Origin of the sequence: Corynebacterium sp. HMSC077D03 (assembly GCF_001808545.1) — a bacterium.
GTDB classification, from domain to species: Bacteria; Actinomycetota; Actinomycetes; order Mycobacteriales; family Mycobacteriaceae; genus Corynebacterium; species Corynebacterium simulans.
The window spans coordinates 159,988-175,585 of sequence record NZ_KV793690.1 but is presented as its reverse complement, the minus strand read 5'-3'; the positions used below and the strand labels follow the sequence as shown (position 1 = coordinate 175,585).

The 15,598-nt window shown below is 58.3% G+C and carries 9 protein-coding genes and 1 pseudogene; 3 read left to right on the top strand and 7 right to left on the bottom strand.

Annotated elements, in window-relative coordinates:
- Positions 1 to 154 precede the first annotated feature (154 nt).
- Together HMPREF2888_RS07310 and HMPREF2888_RS07305 are read left to right on the top strand one after the other, a co-directional pair.
- A complete protein-coding gene (locus tag HMPREF2888_RS07310) occupies positions 155 to 4,936 on the top strand; it encodes a type I polyketide synthase (RefSeq protein ID WP_061925027.1) in 4,782 nt (1,593 codons plus the stop codon).
- Complete coding sequence (locus tag HMPREF2888_RS07305; RefSeq protein WP_061925024.1) at positions 4,936 to 6,480, top strand: acyl-CoA carboxylase subunit beta; 1,545 nt, start codon at positions 4,936 to 4,938, stop codon at positions 6,478 to 6,480. The genes HMPREF2888_RS07310 and HMPREF2888_RS07305 overlap by 1 nt, the downstream gene beginning before the upstream one ends.
- 240 nt (positions 6,481 to 6,720) lie before the next feature.
- Here HMPREF2888_RS07305 and HMPREF2888_RS07300 read toward each other — a convergent pair whose 3' ends face one another.
- From HMPREF2888_RS07300 to trmB, 6 genes are read right to left on the bottom strand one after another with little or no spacing between them, the layout of a single operon-like run.
- The gene (locus tag HMPREF2888_RS07300) at positions 6,721 to 7,785 is read right to left on the bottom strand and encodes an HNH endonuclease signature motif containing protein (protein ID WP_061925021.1); all 1,065 of its coding nucleotides are present in this window, start codon (positions 7,783 to 7,785) and stop codon (positions 6,721 to 6,723) included.
- A 41-nt stretch (positions 7,786 to 7,826) separates the two neighbouring features.
- A complete protein-coding gene (locus HMPREF2888_RS07295; protein ID WP_061925014.1) occupies positions 7,827 to 8,171 on the bottom strand; it encodes a DUF3054 domain-containing protein in 345 nt (114 codons plus the stop codon).
- Between the two features lie 6 nt (positions 8,172 to 8,177).
- Entirely contained in the window at positions 8,178 to 9,194 is a 1,017-nt protein-coding gene (locus HMPREF2888_RS07290) for a lysylphosphatidylglycerol synthase transmembrane domain-containing protein (protein WP_061925011.1), read from the bottom strand.
- Positions 9,191 to 11,488, bottom strand: a complete 2,298-nt coding sequence (locus HMPREF2888_RS07285; protein WP_061925008.1) for an MMPL family transporter — start codon at positions 11,486 to 11,488, stop codon at positions 9,191 to 9,193. The genes HMPREF2888_RS07290 and HMPREF2888_RS07285 overlap by 4 nt, the downstream gene beginning before the upstream one ends.
- 7 nt (positions 11,489 to 11,495) lie before the next feature.
- Entirely contained in the window at positions 11,496 to 12,092 is a 597-nt protein-coding gene (locus HMPREF2888_RS07280) for an NYN domain-containing protein (protein ID WP_061925006.1), read from the bottom strand.
- Positions 12,092 to 12,868, bottom strand: coding sequence for a tRNA (guanosine(46)-N7)-methyltransferase TrmB (gene trmB / locus HMPREF2888_RS07275; RefSeq protein ID WP_061925002.1), 777 nt, complete (start codon positions 12,866 to 12,868; stop codon positions 12,092 to 12,094). The genes HMPREF2888_RS07280 and trmB overlap by 1 nt, the downstream gene beginning before the upstream one ends.
- A 407-nt stretch (positions 12,869 to 13,275) precedes the next feature.
- Here trmB and HMPREF2888_RS07270 point away from each other — a divergent pair, with 407 nt between their 5' ends.
- Complete coding sequence (locus HMPREF2888_RS07270; RefSeq protein ID WP_061925000.1) at positions 13,276 to 15,093, top strand: phosphoenolpyruvate carboxykinase (GTP); 1,818 nt, start codon at positions 13,276 to 13,278, stop codon at positions 15,091 to 15,093.
- A 270-nt stretch (positions 15,094 to 15,363) separates the two neighbouring features.
- Here the strand turns inward: HMPREF2888_RS07270 and HMPREF2888_RS12735 are convergent.
- Positions 15,364 to 15,598: pseudogene (locus tag HMPREF2888_RS12735) on the bottom strand (hypothetical protein); the annotation flags it as partial.

Genomic DNA, 15,598 nt, shown 5'->3' with positions numbered 1-15,598 from the left:
CTGCTGTATTGCACTGCCATATAGCAGAGGTGAGTTGTTATCGTGACAGAAGTTAACAAAATGAGACAATAAAGCGATAAAGATTGCAGGCATGCGGCAACCAGTGCTGTGCAGAATTGTGCGGAAACTCCCCATTTATAGAAAGCTAATTTAGATGACTGTTGAAGAACTACGAGGCTGGCTACGCAATTGGGTCGCGCAAACCACCGGCCTATCCGCTGAGGAAATTACTGATAGCAAGCCTCTAGAAAACTTCGGGTTGTCCTCCCGCGATGCAGTAGTTCTCTCCGGTGAGCTGGAGAACCTACTCGGGATGAAGTTAGAACCGACTGTCGCTTATGAATACCCGACTATCGCACAGCTCGCTGACCGTCTGGTCAACGGCGTAGCATCCTCGAGCAACTCCGCGGTCGATTCCAGCAGCGGTGCCGCCTCCACGCGCAATGCCGGCATCATTGGCGGCGATATCGCGATTATCGGTGAAGCTGGCCGTTTCCCCGGAGCACAGAACGTCAAAGAGTTCTGGGACATGTTGGTCGAAGGCCGTGCCGGAACCGGCCCGCTACCTATGGGCCGCTGGTCGGAGTACGCCGCAGAGCCGACGGTCTCGGAAAAGATTGCTAACCAGAACACCGATGGTGGTTACCTCGAAGACATTGCTAGCTTCGATGCGGAGTTCTTTGGGCTTTCTCCCCTCGAAGCCGCGAACATGGACCCTCAGCAGCGCATTCTTCTTGAACTAGCTTGGGAAGCGCTCGAGGACGCAGGGCTTCCAGCCAACCAGCTGCGCGGCACTGCAACGGGCGTGTACATGGGTTCGACTAACAATGACTACGGCATGCTCATCGTCGCTGACCCTGCAGAGATGCACCCTTATGCCATGACCGGCACCTCTTCTGCAGTGGTGGCCAACCGCATCTCCTACGCACTGGACCTGCGTGGCCCTTCCATCAACGTGGACACTGCATGCTCTTCCTCGCTGGTCGCTGTTAGCCAAGCCGTCAATGACCTGCGCACAGGTGCCTCTGACGTAGCTTTGGCCGGCGGCGTTAATATCCTCGCTGCTCCGCATGCCTCGACTGGTTTTAGCGAACTTGGAGTTATCTCCCCGACCAGCGCTATCCACGCTTTCTCCGACGACGCCGACGGTATCGTCCGCTCTGATGCCGCCGGCGTTTTGGTGCTCAAGCGTCTCGCCGATGCTGAGCGCGATGGCGATAACATCCTCGCCGTCATCAAGGGCACTGCCGTTAACTCCGACGGCCACTCCAACGGACTAACCGCCCCGAACCCAGACGCGCAGGTTGACGTCCTCGAGCGCGCCTACGCCGACGCTGGTATTGACCCGCAGCTAGTCGACTACGTCGAAGCACACGGCACCGGCACCATCCTCGGAGACCCAATCGAGGCCACCGCCCTTGGCCGTGTTCTCGGTTCCGGGCGCGAAATGGCAGCGCCGATGCTTCTCGGTTCTGCGAAGTCGAACATCGGTCACTCTGAATCCGCTGCCGGCGTAGTTGGCCTCATTAAGGTCATCGAGTCGATGCGCCACGGCGTCATCCCGCCAAGCATCAACTTCTCCGCCCCAAACCGCTACATCGATTTCGACAACGAGCACCTCGAAGTCGTCGAGGATCCCCGCGAGTGGCCGGAATACTCGGGCCAAAAGGTCGCCGGTGTCTCTGGCTTCGGCTTCGGCGGCACCAACGCACACATCGTTCTTACCGACTACCGCGGCCTGACTGCCGAGACCGCAGCGCAGGTCAACATCGACGAGGGCGCTCCAGTCTCCCTGCCGATTTCCGGTCTTCTTCCATCTCGTCGCGAGGCTGCTGCAGGCCAGATCGCTGACTACATTGAGCAAGAACATCCTGACCTGCTTTCTCTCGCGCGCACTCTTGCGCGCCGAAACCATGCACGCTCCCGTGCAGTGGTGACGGGCGTCAGTGAAGAGGACGTCGTCAAGCGTCTGCGTCAGGTAGCCGACGGCAAGGTCTCCATGGGCATCGCCTCCGCAGATTCCCCGTCTGTACCAGGCCCCGTCTTTATCTACTCCGGCTTCGGTTCCCAGCACCGCAAGATGGTTAAGGATGTGCTCGAGATTTCTCCAGCGTTTAAGGAACGCTTGGAAGAACTCGACCGAATCGTCGAATTCGAGTCCGGGTGGTCCATCCTTGACATCGTTGCCGACGACGCCCAGACCTATAACACTGAAACCGCCCAGGTAGCGATTACCGCAATCCAGATTGCTTTGACGGACCTTCTTGCGTCCTTCGGCGTTCGTCCGGCGGGTGTTATCGGTATGTCCATGGGCGAAATCGCCGCTGCCTACGCTTCCGGCGGTATCACTGCAGAAGACGCCATGCTTATCGCCGCTCACCGTTCCCGCTTGATGGGCGAAGGTGAAAACTCGCTCGGTGAGGAAGAACAGGGCGCAATGGCTGTCGTTGAGCTGACTTCTGCCGAGATCGAAGCTCTTGACGGCAACATTGAACCTGCCGTCTACACCGGCCCTGGTATGACAACTGTTGGCGGTCCGCGCCCTGAGGTCCTCGCTTTGGTGGAAAAGCTGGATGCAGAAGGAAAGTTCGCACGCGCTCTTAACGTGAAAGGTGCAGGACATACCTCGGCTGTGGACCCAATTCTGGGCGAGTTGTATGCAGATATCGCTGGTATCGAACCACGGCCGCTGCACACGACGCTGTACAGCTCTGTTGATCGCGGTGAAATCTACCGCCCAGGTGCCCTTGTCCACGATGAGGATTACTGGATTCGTATGACTCGCCAGCCGGTCATGCTGCAGGATGCTACGGAAGCCGCTTTTGCCTCTGGACATACGCAGATTGTGGAAATATCACCGAACCCGATTGCGTTGATGGGGCTAATGTCGACTGCTTTTGCGGTTGGTAAGTCTGATGCGCAGTTGCTGTTTAGCTTGAAGCGGAAGGTCGATCCGACGGAGTCTTTGTTGGACCTTCTGGCGAAGCTGTATGTGGCTGGCGCACCGGTAGACTACACGGCGGTCTTTGGTTCGGGCGCGCTTGTCGACGCCCCTCACACCCAGTTCAAGCGCCAGCGCTTCTGGACGAATGCCCGTCCTTCTTCTGGCATCTCTGGTTTGCCAGGTGCGCGGGTTAACCTGCCGGAGGGCAAGGTTGCGTTCTCGACGAATGCAGACCAAGCTCCTTCTGCTCTGGCAATTTTGGAGGCTGCTGCTGAGGCAGTTACCCCGGGGGCACAGATTGTGGCTTCGGAGGAGCACGGTGACTTGCCGCCGCAGGGTGAGGTAACCACTGTGGTGTCGAAGTCATTGGGCGGATTGTCGATTGCGGTTTACTTTGTGAACGGTCCGGCTACGCAGCTGGTTGCAGAGGGTTTCGCTTCCGCATTGAACTTGGCTGAAACCGGCATTCCGGGTGTGGCTGCGATTGCCGAACCTGCCGCACCGAGTGCACCGGCATCCTTTACTGACGTCAGCGACGTAGAAGCTGTGCGTTGGGACCCATCGAAGGAGACGGTGGAGGAGCGGCTTTCGCTGATCGTCTCTGAGTCAATGGGCTACGACGTTTCTGACCTGCCGCGTGAGTTGCCGCTGATCGACCTAGGCCTGGACTCGTTGATGGGCATGCGTATTAAGAATCGCGTGGAAAATGACTTCCAGATTCCACCGATGCAGGTGCAAGCGCTTCGCGACGCCTCTCTCGCCGATGTCATCACCATGGTCGAGGATGCCGTCGCCGGTAAGTCTGTTGCTGGTGCTGCCGAGACCAGCGCTGCGGAGGTTGGCGCTGTAGAAGCCGACGCTGAAAAGGACGGCGTCGACAAGCACGATGCAGAAAACAGCGCTGAAGGCGTGGGTGTTGCCCCTCGTGATGCCTCTGAGCGCATGGTCTTTGGCACCTGGGCAACCTTTACCGGCAAGGCAGCAGCGGGCGTGACCTCTCAGCTTCCGCAGATTGATGAATCTGTAGCGGCGGATATCGCGCAGCGCCTGAGCGAGCGTGCTGGCATTGAAGTCACAACTCAGCAAGTCCTCGATGCCGAGACCCTCGAACCTTTGGCGGACCTTGTTCGCGAGGGGCTGGAGACCGAAGTCGAAGGCAACATCCGCGTTCTCCGCGAAGCCGAGGGACCCGCTGTCTTTATGTTCCACCCTGCCGGCGGAACGACGGTTGTCTACCAACCACTGGCGCGTCGTCTGCCAAGTGATGTCGCAGTCTACGGCGTCGAAAGGATCGAAGGCTCTTTGGAGGAGCGCGCTACTGCCTATATCGATGACATCATCAAGTACGCCCGCGGCCGCAAGGTAGTTCTCGGCGGCTGGTCCTTCGGTGGTGCTTTAGCCTATGAGGTTGCCTACCAGCTAGCGGACCGCACAAAGCGCGGTGAGGAAAGCGCAGAGGTTGCTTTCATCGCGTTGCTCGATACCACTCAGCCTTCAGATCCTGCTCCGGATACTCTCGAGGAGACTAAGGCGCGGTGGGCTCGTTACGCTGCCTTCGCAAAGAAAACTTATGGCCTAGACTTCGAGCCGCCATACGAGATGCTCGAGACCATGGGCGAGGATGCCTTGATGACCATGCTCGCAGAGTTCCTGTCTAACACCGATGCATCTGAGCACGGCTTGGCTGCTGGTGTCTTGGAGCATCAGCGCGCGTCCTTCGTGGACAATCAGATTCTGGGCAAGTTGGATATGCAGCGTTGGGCTGTTGTTGACGTCCCGGTGATTTTGTTCCGCTCGGAGCGCATGCATGAAGGTGCCATTGAACTCGAACCGCGGTATGCCGAGATTAACCCGGATGGTGGCTGGGGCGCTATCGTTGAGGATCTGGAAATCGTGCAGCTGCAGGGCGATCACCTAGCAGTTCCTGATGAGCCGGCTATCGGTATCGTGGGCAAGCACATCAATGATTGGATCGAGGAGAAGATTCGGTAGTGACTACTACTGCTCATAAGCTGGAAGACCTGCGCCAGCGCCTGGAGCGCGCGCAGGACCCAGGCAGCGAGCGCTCCCGCAAGCGCCGCGATGACGCCGGCCGCTCAACCCCGCGTCAGCGTATTAATGCGCTGCTCGACGAAGGTTCTTTCGTTGAAACGGGTGCCTTGGCAAAGACCCCGGGTGACCCGGACGCGATTTACTCGGACGGCGTTGTCACCGGTTATGGCCGCGTGAATGGCCGCCCAGTGTGCATCTATGCGCACGATAAGACGGTTTATGGCGGCTCGGTTGGCGTTATCTTCGGTAAGAAGGTTACCGAGATTATGGACATGGCCATCAAGATCGGCTGCCCAGTAATCGGTATTCAGGACTCCGGCGGCGCGCGTATTCAGGATGCGGTGACTTCGCTGGCGATGTATTCGGAAATTGCGCGTCGCCAGCTGCCACTTAGTGGTCGTAGCCCGCAGATTTCCATCATGATGGGTAAGTCTGCTGGCGGTGCTGTGTACGCCCCGGTTACTACTGACTTCGTTATCGCAGTCGATGGTGAGGCCGAGATGTATGTGACCGGCCCTAACGTCATCAAGGAGGTCACGGGTGAGGAGATTACTTCCCATGACCTTGGTTCTGCGCGCCAGCAGGAGCTAAACGGAAACGTTAGCGCTGTGATTGCCTCTGAAGACGATGCTTTCGATTTGGTACGAGACTTGCTGGACCATCTGCCGCTGACTTGTTTCGATGAGGCGCCGGAGTTTGCAGCTCCCGAGGATTCGGAGCTCGAAGATCCAGAGCTCAATGAGTTCATGCCTGACGACACGAATGCGGGCTATGACATGTTGGAGCTTTTGGCGCAGCTAGGTGATGACGAAGAAATCATCGAGCTACAAGAAAACTACGCGCCGAACATGATTACCGCCTTTGGCCGAATTGATGGCAAGGCTGTCGGTTTTGTTGCCAATAACCCGATGCATTTGGCCGGTTGTATCGATGCCGATGCTGCGGATAAGGGCGCGCGCTTTATCCGTATTTGCGATGCTTATAACATTCCGCTCGTCTTCGTCGTTGATACTCCGGGCTACCTGCCGGGCGTTGAGCAGGAAAAGGCGGGGCTCATCCACCGCGGCGCTAAGTTCGCATTCGCGGTGGTGGAGGCAACGGTGCCTAAGGTATCGCTGATTGTGCGAAAGGCTTATGGCGGCGCTTATGCGGTTATGGGTTCAAAGAACCTGACCGGTGATATTAACCTGGCCTGGCCGACTGCGCAGATCGCTGTGATGGGCTCTGCGGCCGCAGTCGTGATGATTGCAGGCAAGCAGCTCGAAGCTGCAGAGACCCCGGAGCAGCGTGCAATGACGAAGAAGATGTTTATGGACTTCTACGACGAGACCATGACCGCTCCTTATGTCGCTGCAGAGCGCGGCTACTTGGATGCAATGGTGGAGCCGAGCCAGTCGCGTTTGGCTTTGCGTCAGGCTTTGCGACAGCTGGCCACGAAGACCGAAAGTGACTTGCCTAAGAAGCACACCATCGCGCCGATGTAACGCCCTAAAGGGGAGCGGACGATAAAGGTGGATGAAACGACCTCAGAAATGAAGGAGAAAGTAAATGTTGCTGTCTAGCGCACTCGATATTGTCGGTGAAATCATCAACTACGTCGTTATGATTTTCAACTATGGCGCAGCAATGTCCAGCTAAGAACTTTTGCCAGAAGCCTTTCTGGCAGCCGAAAGCAGTCTTCCCACAGGGCAACTTGTGGGAAGACTCTTTTTGTATAGCGGGGTTTATATTGCAGGGCTGGGAACTACGACTGGTCTGCCACCGCCGGGAGGCAACCAACATATTCGACCTCTCAAGCGGGCCATTCTTCCGCGGCCGGTGGGTTTATCGGGTGAATCATCGTTGATGGCGTTGTGGTAGTGGCATAACGGAACCAAATTGTCGATGTTTGTCATTCCGCCGTCTTCCCATCTATCCAGGTGATGGAATTGGCATTCGTTGGCTGGGCGCCGGCAGCCCAGCCATGCGCAGGTGGGATGCTCAGCCGCCAACATGGTGCGCTGTTTTGCCGACGCAAAACGCCGCGTGCGGTACAAGTTAACCGGGCCAATTTCTGGATGAACGAGGGTAACGAAGCCGATGTCTGCGAAACGCTTCTGGATGAACTCTGCGCCGCTTAGCGTTCCGCCATCTGTGGCCAGAAGCTGGATATCGTCGCCGTCACCGCGGGCGATTTTATCTAGCTGTTCCAAGCGCACAATCACGTGCGCATGCAGCTGTGGCGAGCTGGAGCCAGCGCCGCTAAATACTTGGCGGACTGCTCCGAGCAAGTCGAGGCCGGCTGCAGCTTCTTCAGCCGCAGTTGCGGCGGCAGTGGGGTCTTTAGCAGTGGCTTTGATGGTGCCGAATAAATCAGCAATAGCGCGCGGGGAGTCAGTAATGACGAGACTGTGCGGGCCATTATCGCGCCGTAGCACCTTTACCCCGCGGGCAACCTGCGGTGGCTTCCTTAGCTCTTTCAGGCGGGCGACAGCCACCTTGGCAATATCGCGCTCCCTGGTGGCACACAGTTCTTCTCGTAGGCGCCAAGCTTTGCGCTTATCCCTAACGCGGCCGACGTACTTTTCAATCTCTCGCAGCGATTCCAAAGAGTGCGAAGTATTTCGCGCTGCGCGCTGCATGGCGCTGAAAGCAGTCTTTCCAAAATAGATTTCATGCAAGGACAACAAGGACTGCGCAAAAGACTCGGTGGCGCCCATCGCCACCAACTCGCTGCGGTTGTGGCCCGCACATAATGAGACCACGTGCATACCGCGCGCAAGTACCCCGAGTAAGTCCCCCAACTTCATGCCCAAACCATAAACGGCGTGGGGTGGCCCCGCAACTGGAACTAGTGGCGGCGGGAAGCGAGTGCGGCGATACCGCGCCAGCCGAAGAAGAACAGTGCCGACATCGTGGTTGCAACGATAAGGAAGCTGTAGTGCGGAAGGCGGCCGTTCACCAGCATCCATAGAGCCATTCCGCCAATTACAGCAGAAAGCCAAACTACGAGGCCTTCCTTCCAACGACCACCGATTTTTGCAGCGAGGATGATAACCCATCCGAGAAGAGCGCCGACGGTCCACGGCCAGAATGCATCAACCCAGCTACTGAAGGAGAGCCCTCCATGCGCAATGCGGGCGAGAACTGCGAAGATGGCGAGGGCGATGATGTCGATAATCGGTGCTGTGCGCATGAGTGTTTAAGTGTCCTTTCGATTCAGCGCTTGGTAGGTCAGCCCCTTGCTGGCGTAATGCACAAAGTAGATGACCCAGCCAATGATAGTGACCAGAGCAAAGGAAATAAGGCGGTAGATAATCGCTGCGGAGGTGGCATGTGCGGCAGTCAGGCCCGTAGCCACCAGCGGCGCAATGAGGGCGGCCTCCACCGTTCCAAGACCGCCCGGCGTAACCTGCGCCGAGCCCGCCAGCTTTGCGGCGAGGAAAGCGAGGGCGATGCCGGCCATCGTTGTGTGGTCTTCAGCAGCGCGTAGCCAAGGAATTTCTCCAGTAATGGCCCACACGCTGGCCCACAAAGCGAGCATGTCGCACAGGCGGTGCAAGAGCGAGGAGATACAAATGACCGCAAACGGGCCGCGGCTCAAGTGCACCTCGTCAAGGTTGTTTACTTCCTTGCGGACGCGCGCTAGCTTCGCACCCTTGAGAACTCGCTGGTGGTTTAGCCAGCGCTGAATGGTTGCCGGGTGGGATGTAATCCAGAAGATAGCGCCCATTGCCGCCAGCATCAGGACGATGGTGGTCAGCAACGACCCCAATGCCATATCCGCGTTCAAGAAAAACACACCGGCGACGCCGATGAGAGACAGGAACATCGAGGAAATGATCGATGACAGGAACAGGAAATAGCTGCACAATGCCACCGATGCGCCCCACCCGCGCTGTACCTGGAATGTCAGGATCGCAGCGAAGGCCGGTCCTGCGGGAAGGGTGGTGGACCAGGAATTGGAGGCCAGCGTAATTGCATAAGTTTCCCGCAGCGGGACCTCAATCTTGCCGGCCTTGATGAGCAGACGCATGACCTCTGCCATGCCGGCAATAGACCCGAATGCGAAGAGTACAACCAGCACGACTGGTAGCGGCTCCGCATGCCGAAGGCGTGTTAGGCCCTCGGCGATAAAACTCAGGTGGCCACGAAAGAACCATCCGAGTGCGATCAGGATGAGCAGCGAAACAATCCAGGTTAACCAGTTCTTCTTCATCGCTCTCCCGTGCGCTTATCGGCTTGGAGGCGCTGCATGAGCTCGCTGAATGGGATGAGGGAAGAGTCTTCCGCGAGGGAACGGCCACTGCGCTCGGGGCCTTCGTCCTCGTCTTTAGATGGCATCGCGGCAGCGGTTGGTTGGGCAGCAGACGGTGCAGAGACCGAAGCTGGCTGGCTGGAAGCTGGGGCGGGTTCGCGGCCGTGACCCAACTTGTCGTAAGCGCGATGGATGAAGCGGGGCGCCCACCAGTTGTCTTCCCGCAGCAAGTGCATGACGGCGGGGACGAGCAGCATGCGGACGATGGTGGCGTCGATAAGCAGTGCAAAAATCATGCCGAAAGCGATGTACTTCATCATCACGATGTCGGAAAAGCCGAAAGCGCCTGCCACCACAATCATGATGAGAGCCGCAGCCGTGATAATGCCTCCGGTGTGCGCAGTGCCGATGGCGATGGCTTCATCTGTATCGGCACCGTCCGTACGACGGCGAGCCTCCACCATGCGGGAGACTAGGAAGACCTCGTAATCGGTGGAAAGACCGAAGACGATGGCAATGATAAGCACCAGAATTGGACTCATCAGTGGGCCGGCAGTAAAGCTCAAGGCGCTCGCTCCCAAGCCGTCGACGAACATCAGGGTCAAAATGCCCAGCGTTGCGCCGAGGGAGAGCAGCGTCATCAAGATGGCCTTAATCGGTAAGATGAAAGAGCCGAAAACTAGAGACATCAGCACGAATGTTGCCAGTACGACGTAGAGAGCCATCCACGGCAGCTTGTGGAAAAGGGCATCCAAAGACTCAACCTCCATGGCCGGAGTGCCTCCCACGTAGAGCTCAACGCCTTCAGGGGCTTCCACCTGCTCGAGTTCGTGGACGATACGGGCGTAGTCATCACGGTCCTTGATACCTGCGGCAAGGACGGTGGTGCCGTCCTTCGTTGGAGTAACAGGGCCCATCGGCTTGGTGAGGCCTTCGAGCTGGCGTACTTGCATGACGACGTCGACAAGCTGCTGATTGGTGGCGTTAGTTACCACTAGCTTTACCGGCTCAGTGCGGAAGGACGGGAACTGTTCATTGAACTCGTCCTGAGCCATGCGGGTTTCATGTTGTGGCGGCAGGTAGGTCTCGTTGATGCCGCCGAACTTAACACCAAGAACTGGCAAGGTAAGGGCAATGAGCAGGCCGCAGATGGCCACGGTCATGAGCTTGGCATGGCGCATGGCCCAACGAGGAAGCTTGTACCACACTGTGTCTTCTAAGCGGCGGGCCTTTCGAGAAGTCTTGCGTACGGCGAACTTGTCGATGCGCTTGCCCAGCAGGCCGAAAAGCGCCGGCAAGACGGTCACAGACAACAGCGCTGCCAGGCCAACTGCAGAGATTGAGCCATAAGCCACGGACTTCAGGAAGGCCTGCGGGAACAGGAAAAGACCAGACAACGCCACGGTCACCATGCCCGCGGAAAAGACCACGGTTTGGCCGGCTGTGGCGGTCGTGGTGGCAACGGCATCGGGGGTCGAGAGGCCTTTATCCAGCTCCTCGCGGAAGCGGGAGACCATGAACAGGCCGTAGTCGATAGCAAGGCCCAAACCGAGCAGCGTTACGACGGCCTGGGCAAAGACGTTGACCTGCTGGAAGCCAGCGAGCACAGACAAAATACCCAGCGAGCCCAAGATAGAAAGGCCACCTACAACAAGCGGCATGCAGGCAGCGACAACCGAGCCGAAGACAATCAGCAGTAGGAGACCAACCAACGGAAGGGCTGCTTTTTCAGCGCGGGAGATGTCGTTGGCCATGCCCTCATCGAGAGCATCGGCCACAGCGGTAGCACCAGCGACTTTGACCGGGATGTCGGTGGCGGTGAGGTCGCTTTCAATCGCGCGGAAGTCCTTCAGCGTCTGTTCGCCGTCGCCTTTGAGGCTGATGGCGGCAAAGGCAGTGCTGTGGTCCCGATTGACCAAGTTTGGGTTCTTGGTATCGAAGTAGCTGGTGATTCCATCGATTTCCTGCGGGTGCTGCGCCTTGAGCTGTCCGAGGTGGTCTTTTGCTGCGGCAAAGTTCTGATCAGGATCAGAAAACAGCAAAATGACATCGCCGGAGTTGTCGCGCCCGAAGGTTTCCTGTTCGATGCGGGCTGCGCTTGTCGACGCCGCGCCGGGGTCCTCCCAGCCTTCCTGGCTCATGCGCTCGCCTAAGCGAGTGCCGAAGCCGATGAAAAGGAGCAGGATGATACCAACAATGACGAGCGGGACGACTTTGCGATGCGCATAGGAAAAGCGGCCCCAAGCGTAGAACATGGTCCTCCTAACGCGGCTTGAGTAGGGCGGTGAGCGGGCGGAATGGTTGCAACCAGGCGCCGCCTTCTGGCAGGTTGTCGAGGTTGATGCGCGGCAGTGGCTCGCGGAAGACGCCTTCGATGTCCTCGAGGTCGACGAATTCGATGTCATCGTGTGTCACGGCCCAGGAGGCATGCTCGTGGAAGCCGAGAACGCAGACGGGCTTGCCCTCGGCTGCGATTTCTTCGAGGAGGGACTGGAAATTCTGGCCGTCGGCGGAGGCGACGATGACGCCTTCGAGTTTGTCGCGGTTGGCTTGGATGTAATCCACCATGTCTGGATCGACATCGTCGTCCTCATGCAGTTTCGGCTTGGCAAAGACTGCGAAACCGACATTACGGATCGCCTCGACCCATGGGCGGATGACATCAGCGCCGCCGGGGGTGACGTTGGTGAAGACGGCAGCTTCTGGCTGGGCGTCGTTCTGCAGAGCGATATCGACGAGCCAGCGGCCGATGGCATCAAAACGCGGGCGGTGCGCTGCAGTTGGGCGGCCACCGAGGATGGCGCCTAGCCCCATGTCCATGTTGGGGGCGTCCCAGATGAGTAGGTAGGAACCTTGCATTAGATCTTCTCCCACAGGTACTCGGTGATGACGTGGTCTTTGTCGAGGCCCTTGCCCTCGAACTTGGTGATGAGCTGGCGGTCAGTCAGCTGCGGGCACTCGGGCCATGGCCAGCCTTTGTAGCGGAGGGCGGGCTCGACGTCGACAAGCTCGTTTATCCACTCGGCGTAACCTGCGTGGTCAGTAGCGACGTGCAGAACACCGCCCTTTTTCAGGCGGGAGGCAAAAAGGTTGAGGGTGCCGGATTGGATGATGCGGCGCTTGTGGTGGCGGGCCTTCGGCCATGGGTCAGGGAAGAAGACACGGATGCCGTCCAAGGATTCTGGCGCAAACATGCGGACCATCACCTCGATGCCGTCGCCGCGGATCATGCGGATGTTGTCGATGTCGTTGCGAACGACAGAGCCTAGGAGCTTGGCTAGGCCCGGCTTGTAGAGCTCGACGGCGATGATGTTGGTGTCCTGCTCGAGCGGTGCCATAGCGGCGGTGGAAGTGCCGGTGCCGGACCCGATTTCGACGATGGTCTTAGCGCCGGTGCGGCCGAACCAGGAATCGATGTCGAGGCGTTCGTCGGCAAGCATTGCTCCTAGGCGTGGCCAGTGCTCTTCGAAGAGGGCATTCTGGTTGTCAGTGAGCGTGCCGCGACGGAAGGTGACGTTGCCGAGGCGTGGGTAATCGAGGTCGTTTCCGAATTCAGCGTTGAAGTCGGTCTGCAGCGGGCGGCCGTGAGGCATTTCGCCGGCTGGGGAGTTTTGAGGATTATCTGCAGTATTCATTGCTCTTTATTGTTCCCTGTGCTTATGCCTCTAACAAAGTGCCGCGCCGCTTTTCGCTGGGTGGTGGAGGGAACTTTACGCGGTGGATATAACCGGGTTGAGTCTCGAAGGGGTGGATTATTCCAGACAAAGCTGCGCCCACTTCTGAACATTTCAGCCCCGTATTGGGGTGGGGTGAGGGACTGTATGCTGTATGTCACAACGGCATACGCTTGGTTAAGTTGTGGTGAACGGCATGGTTATAACCATATTGGCTTTGAATGCCTAATTTTGACCCTAATTCGCGGCGACGTGGGGTTAATCTTGTGGTGAAAGACCCGTGGGGGACGTGTGCTCCGGCCAAGAACCCGGTAGATGTTCCTCGGCGGTAAAAATCCTCACGAACCGGACCACTAGGAGATTCTTAGATGACCGCCACCATTAAAGGCCTCGTCGGCGAGTTGCCAACGAGCAACGAAAAGCTCATTTCTTGGATTAGCGAAAGTGTTGAACTCTTCCAGCCGGAGCGCGTGGTCTTCGTAGACGGCTCCCAGGAAGAAGCAGATCGTCTGGCAGGCGAGCTCGTCGAAAAGGGCACGCTCATCAAGCTGAACGAGGAAAAGCGCCCGAACTCCTACTTGGCTCGCTCTAACCCTTCCGACGTCGCGCGTGTGGAGTCCCGCACTTTCATCTGCACTGAGTCTGAGGAAGATGCGGGCCCTACCAACAACTGGGCACCGCCGGCGGCGATGAAGGAGGAGATGACGGAGGCATTCCGCGGCTCCATGAAGGGCCGCACCATGTACGTCGTTCCTTTCTGCATGGGGCCAATCAGCGACCCAGAGCCAAAGCTGGGTGTGCAGCTGACTGACTCCGAGTACGTCGTTTTGTCCATGCGCATCATGACCCGCATGGGAGCACAGGCCCTGAAGAAGATCGGTGCGGACGGCGACTTCGTGCACGCTCTGCACTCTGTAGGCGCTCCTTTGGAGGAGGGCCAGGAGGATGTGGCTTGGCCGTGCAACGAGACCAAGTACATCACCCAGTTCCCAGAGACCAAGGAAATCTGGTCCTATGGTTCCGGTTACGGCGGAAACGCCATCTTGGCCAAGAAGTGCTACGCGCTGCGCATCGCTTCTGTTATGGGCAAAGAAGAGGGCTGGATGGCTGAGCACATGCTCATCCTGAAGCTGACCAACCCAGAGGGCAAGAACTACCACGTTGCGGCGGCTTTCCCGTCTGCTTGTGGCAAGACTAACCTCGCGATGATCACCCCGACCATCCCGGGCTGGTCCGCAGAGGTTGTCGGTGATGACATCGCGTGGATGCACCTGCGCGAGGACGGCCTGTACGCCGTTAACCCGGAGAACGGCTTCTTCGGTGTGGCGCCGGGCACCAACTACGATTCCAACCCGATTGCTATGAAGACCATGGAGCCGGGCAACACCATCTTCACCAACGTCGCGCTGACCGACGACGGCGATGTCTGGTGGGAGGACATGGGCGAGGCTCCAGCCCACCTCATCGACTGGCTCGGCAACGACTGGACCCCTGAGTCCACCACCAACGCGGCACACCCGAACTCTCGCTACTGCGTCCCGATTACCCAGTGCCCAACCGCTGCACCAGAGTTCGATGACTGGAAGGGCGTCAAGATTGATGCCATCCTGTTCGGCGGCCGCCGCGCGGATACTGTCCCGCTGGTTACTCAGGCATTCAGCTGGAACCACGGCACCATGATCGGCTCCCTGCTGGCTTCTGGCCAGACTGCAGCTGCGGAGGGCAAGGTCGGCGCACTGCGCCACGACCCAATGGCTATGCTGCCGTTCATCGGCTACAACGCTGGCGACTACCTGCAGCACTGGATTGACATGGGCGAAAAGGGTGGCGACCGTATGCCGTCCATCTTCCTGGTCAACTGGTTCCGCCGTGGCGAAGATGGCCGCTTCCTGTGGCCGGGCTTCGGTGAGAACTCCCGCGTTCTGAAATGGATTGTCGATCGCATCGAGGGCAAGGCTGAGGCTGTCGAGACCGTCGTCGGCCACACCGCTCGCGCTGAGGACATCGACATCGAGGGCCTGGACTTCGATATCGAAGATGTTCGCGAGGCACTGTCCGTCAACGCTTCCGACTGGGCTGGAGACATGGAAGACAATACCGAGTGGCTGCACTTCTTGGGCTCCCGCGTTCCTTCCGAGGTGTGGGACGAGTTCAATGCTTTGAAGTCCCGCGTGGAAAACGCCTAATCTTCTTACTTTCCGCGATTGGCTAAGTCTAAAACAGGTAGCTGATTGCTGAAGAGGCTGGCTTCTGGCAGCTTGAGTAACTGAATTCAGGCTGTTTGGGCCTCTAGGGTCTGGCTCCGATCATGCATCGGAGCCAGAACCTTTGTGTTATTTCGGGCAAATGGTAGGTCAAACAATGGTGCAGCTGTAGTTATTGTTACCCACGACGACCGTGTTCGGAAACAATGTTCCCGAACGTTTGAATTGGATACATTTTGCGGGGAATCGGGTTCAGCGGCGTAGCACGAGGACGAGGTTTGAGGTAAGGAACTCGCGCAGGACGGGCACTCGCGTTACCCACCACGCCCAGCTGGGGTGGTAGCGCGGGAACGTCGCTACTAGCGTCGGACCATCCTCTGAGGCGCCGCCAGGTGCGGCGCCACTGCTGGTGATAGCTTCCGCCCACTTAAGGCCCTCGCGGGCAGAGACCGCAAACAGCGAAGTGCCGAAGACGTTCTTCGGCGGG

Bases quoted from the DNA above. Each gene is read 5' to 3' on its own strand.
- HMPREF2888_RS07310 (WP_061925027.1), top strand. From the start codon at position 155: ATGACTGTTGAAGAACTACGAGGCTGGCTACGCAATTGGGTCGCGCAA.
- HMPREF2888_RS07300 (WP_061925021.1), bottom strand. From the start codon at position 7,785: ATGAAGTTGGGGGACTTACTCGGGGTACTTGCGCGCGGTATGCACGTG.
- HMPREF2888_RS07295 (WP_061925014.1), bottom strand. From the start codon at position 8,171: ATGCGCACAGCACCGATTATCGACATCATCGCCCTCGCCATCTTCGCA.
- HMPREF2888_RS07290 (WP_061925011.1), bottom strand. From the start codon at position 9,194: ATGAAGAAGAACTGGTTAACCTGGATTGTTTCGCTGCTCATCCTGATC.
- HMPREF2888_RS07285 (WP_061925008.1), bottom strand. From the start codon at position 11,488: ATGTTCTACGCTTGGGGCCGCTTTTCCTATGCGCATCGCAAAGTCGTC.
- HMPREF2888_RS07280 (WP_061925006.1), bottom strand. From the start codon at position 12,092: ATGCAAGGTTCCTACCTACTCATCTGGGACGCCCCCAACATGGACATG.
- trmB (WP_061925002.1), bottom strand. From the start codon at position 12,868: ATGAATACTGCAGATAATCCTCAAAACTCCCCAGCCGGCGAAATGCCT.
- HMPREF2888_RS07270 (WP_061925000.1), top strand. From the start codon at position 13,276: ATGACCGCCACCATTAAAGGCCTCGTCGGCGAGTTGCCAACGAGCAAC.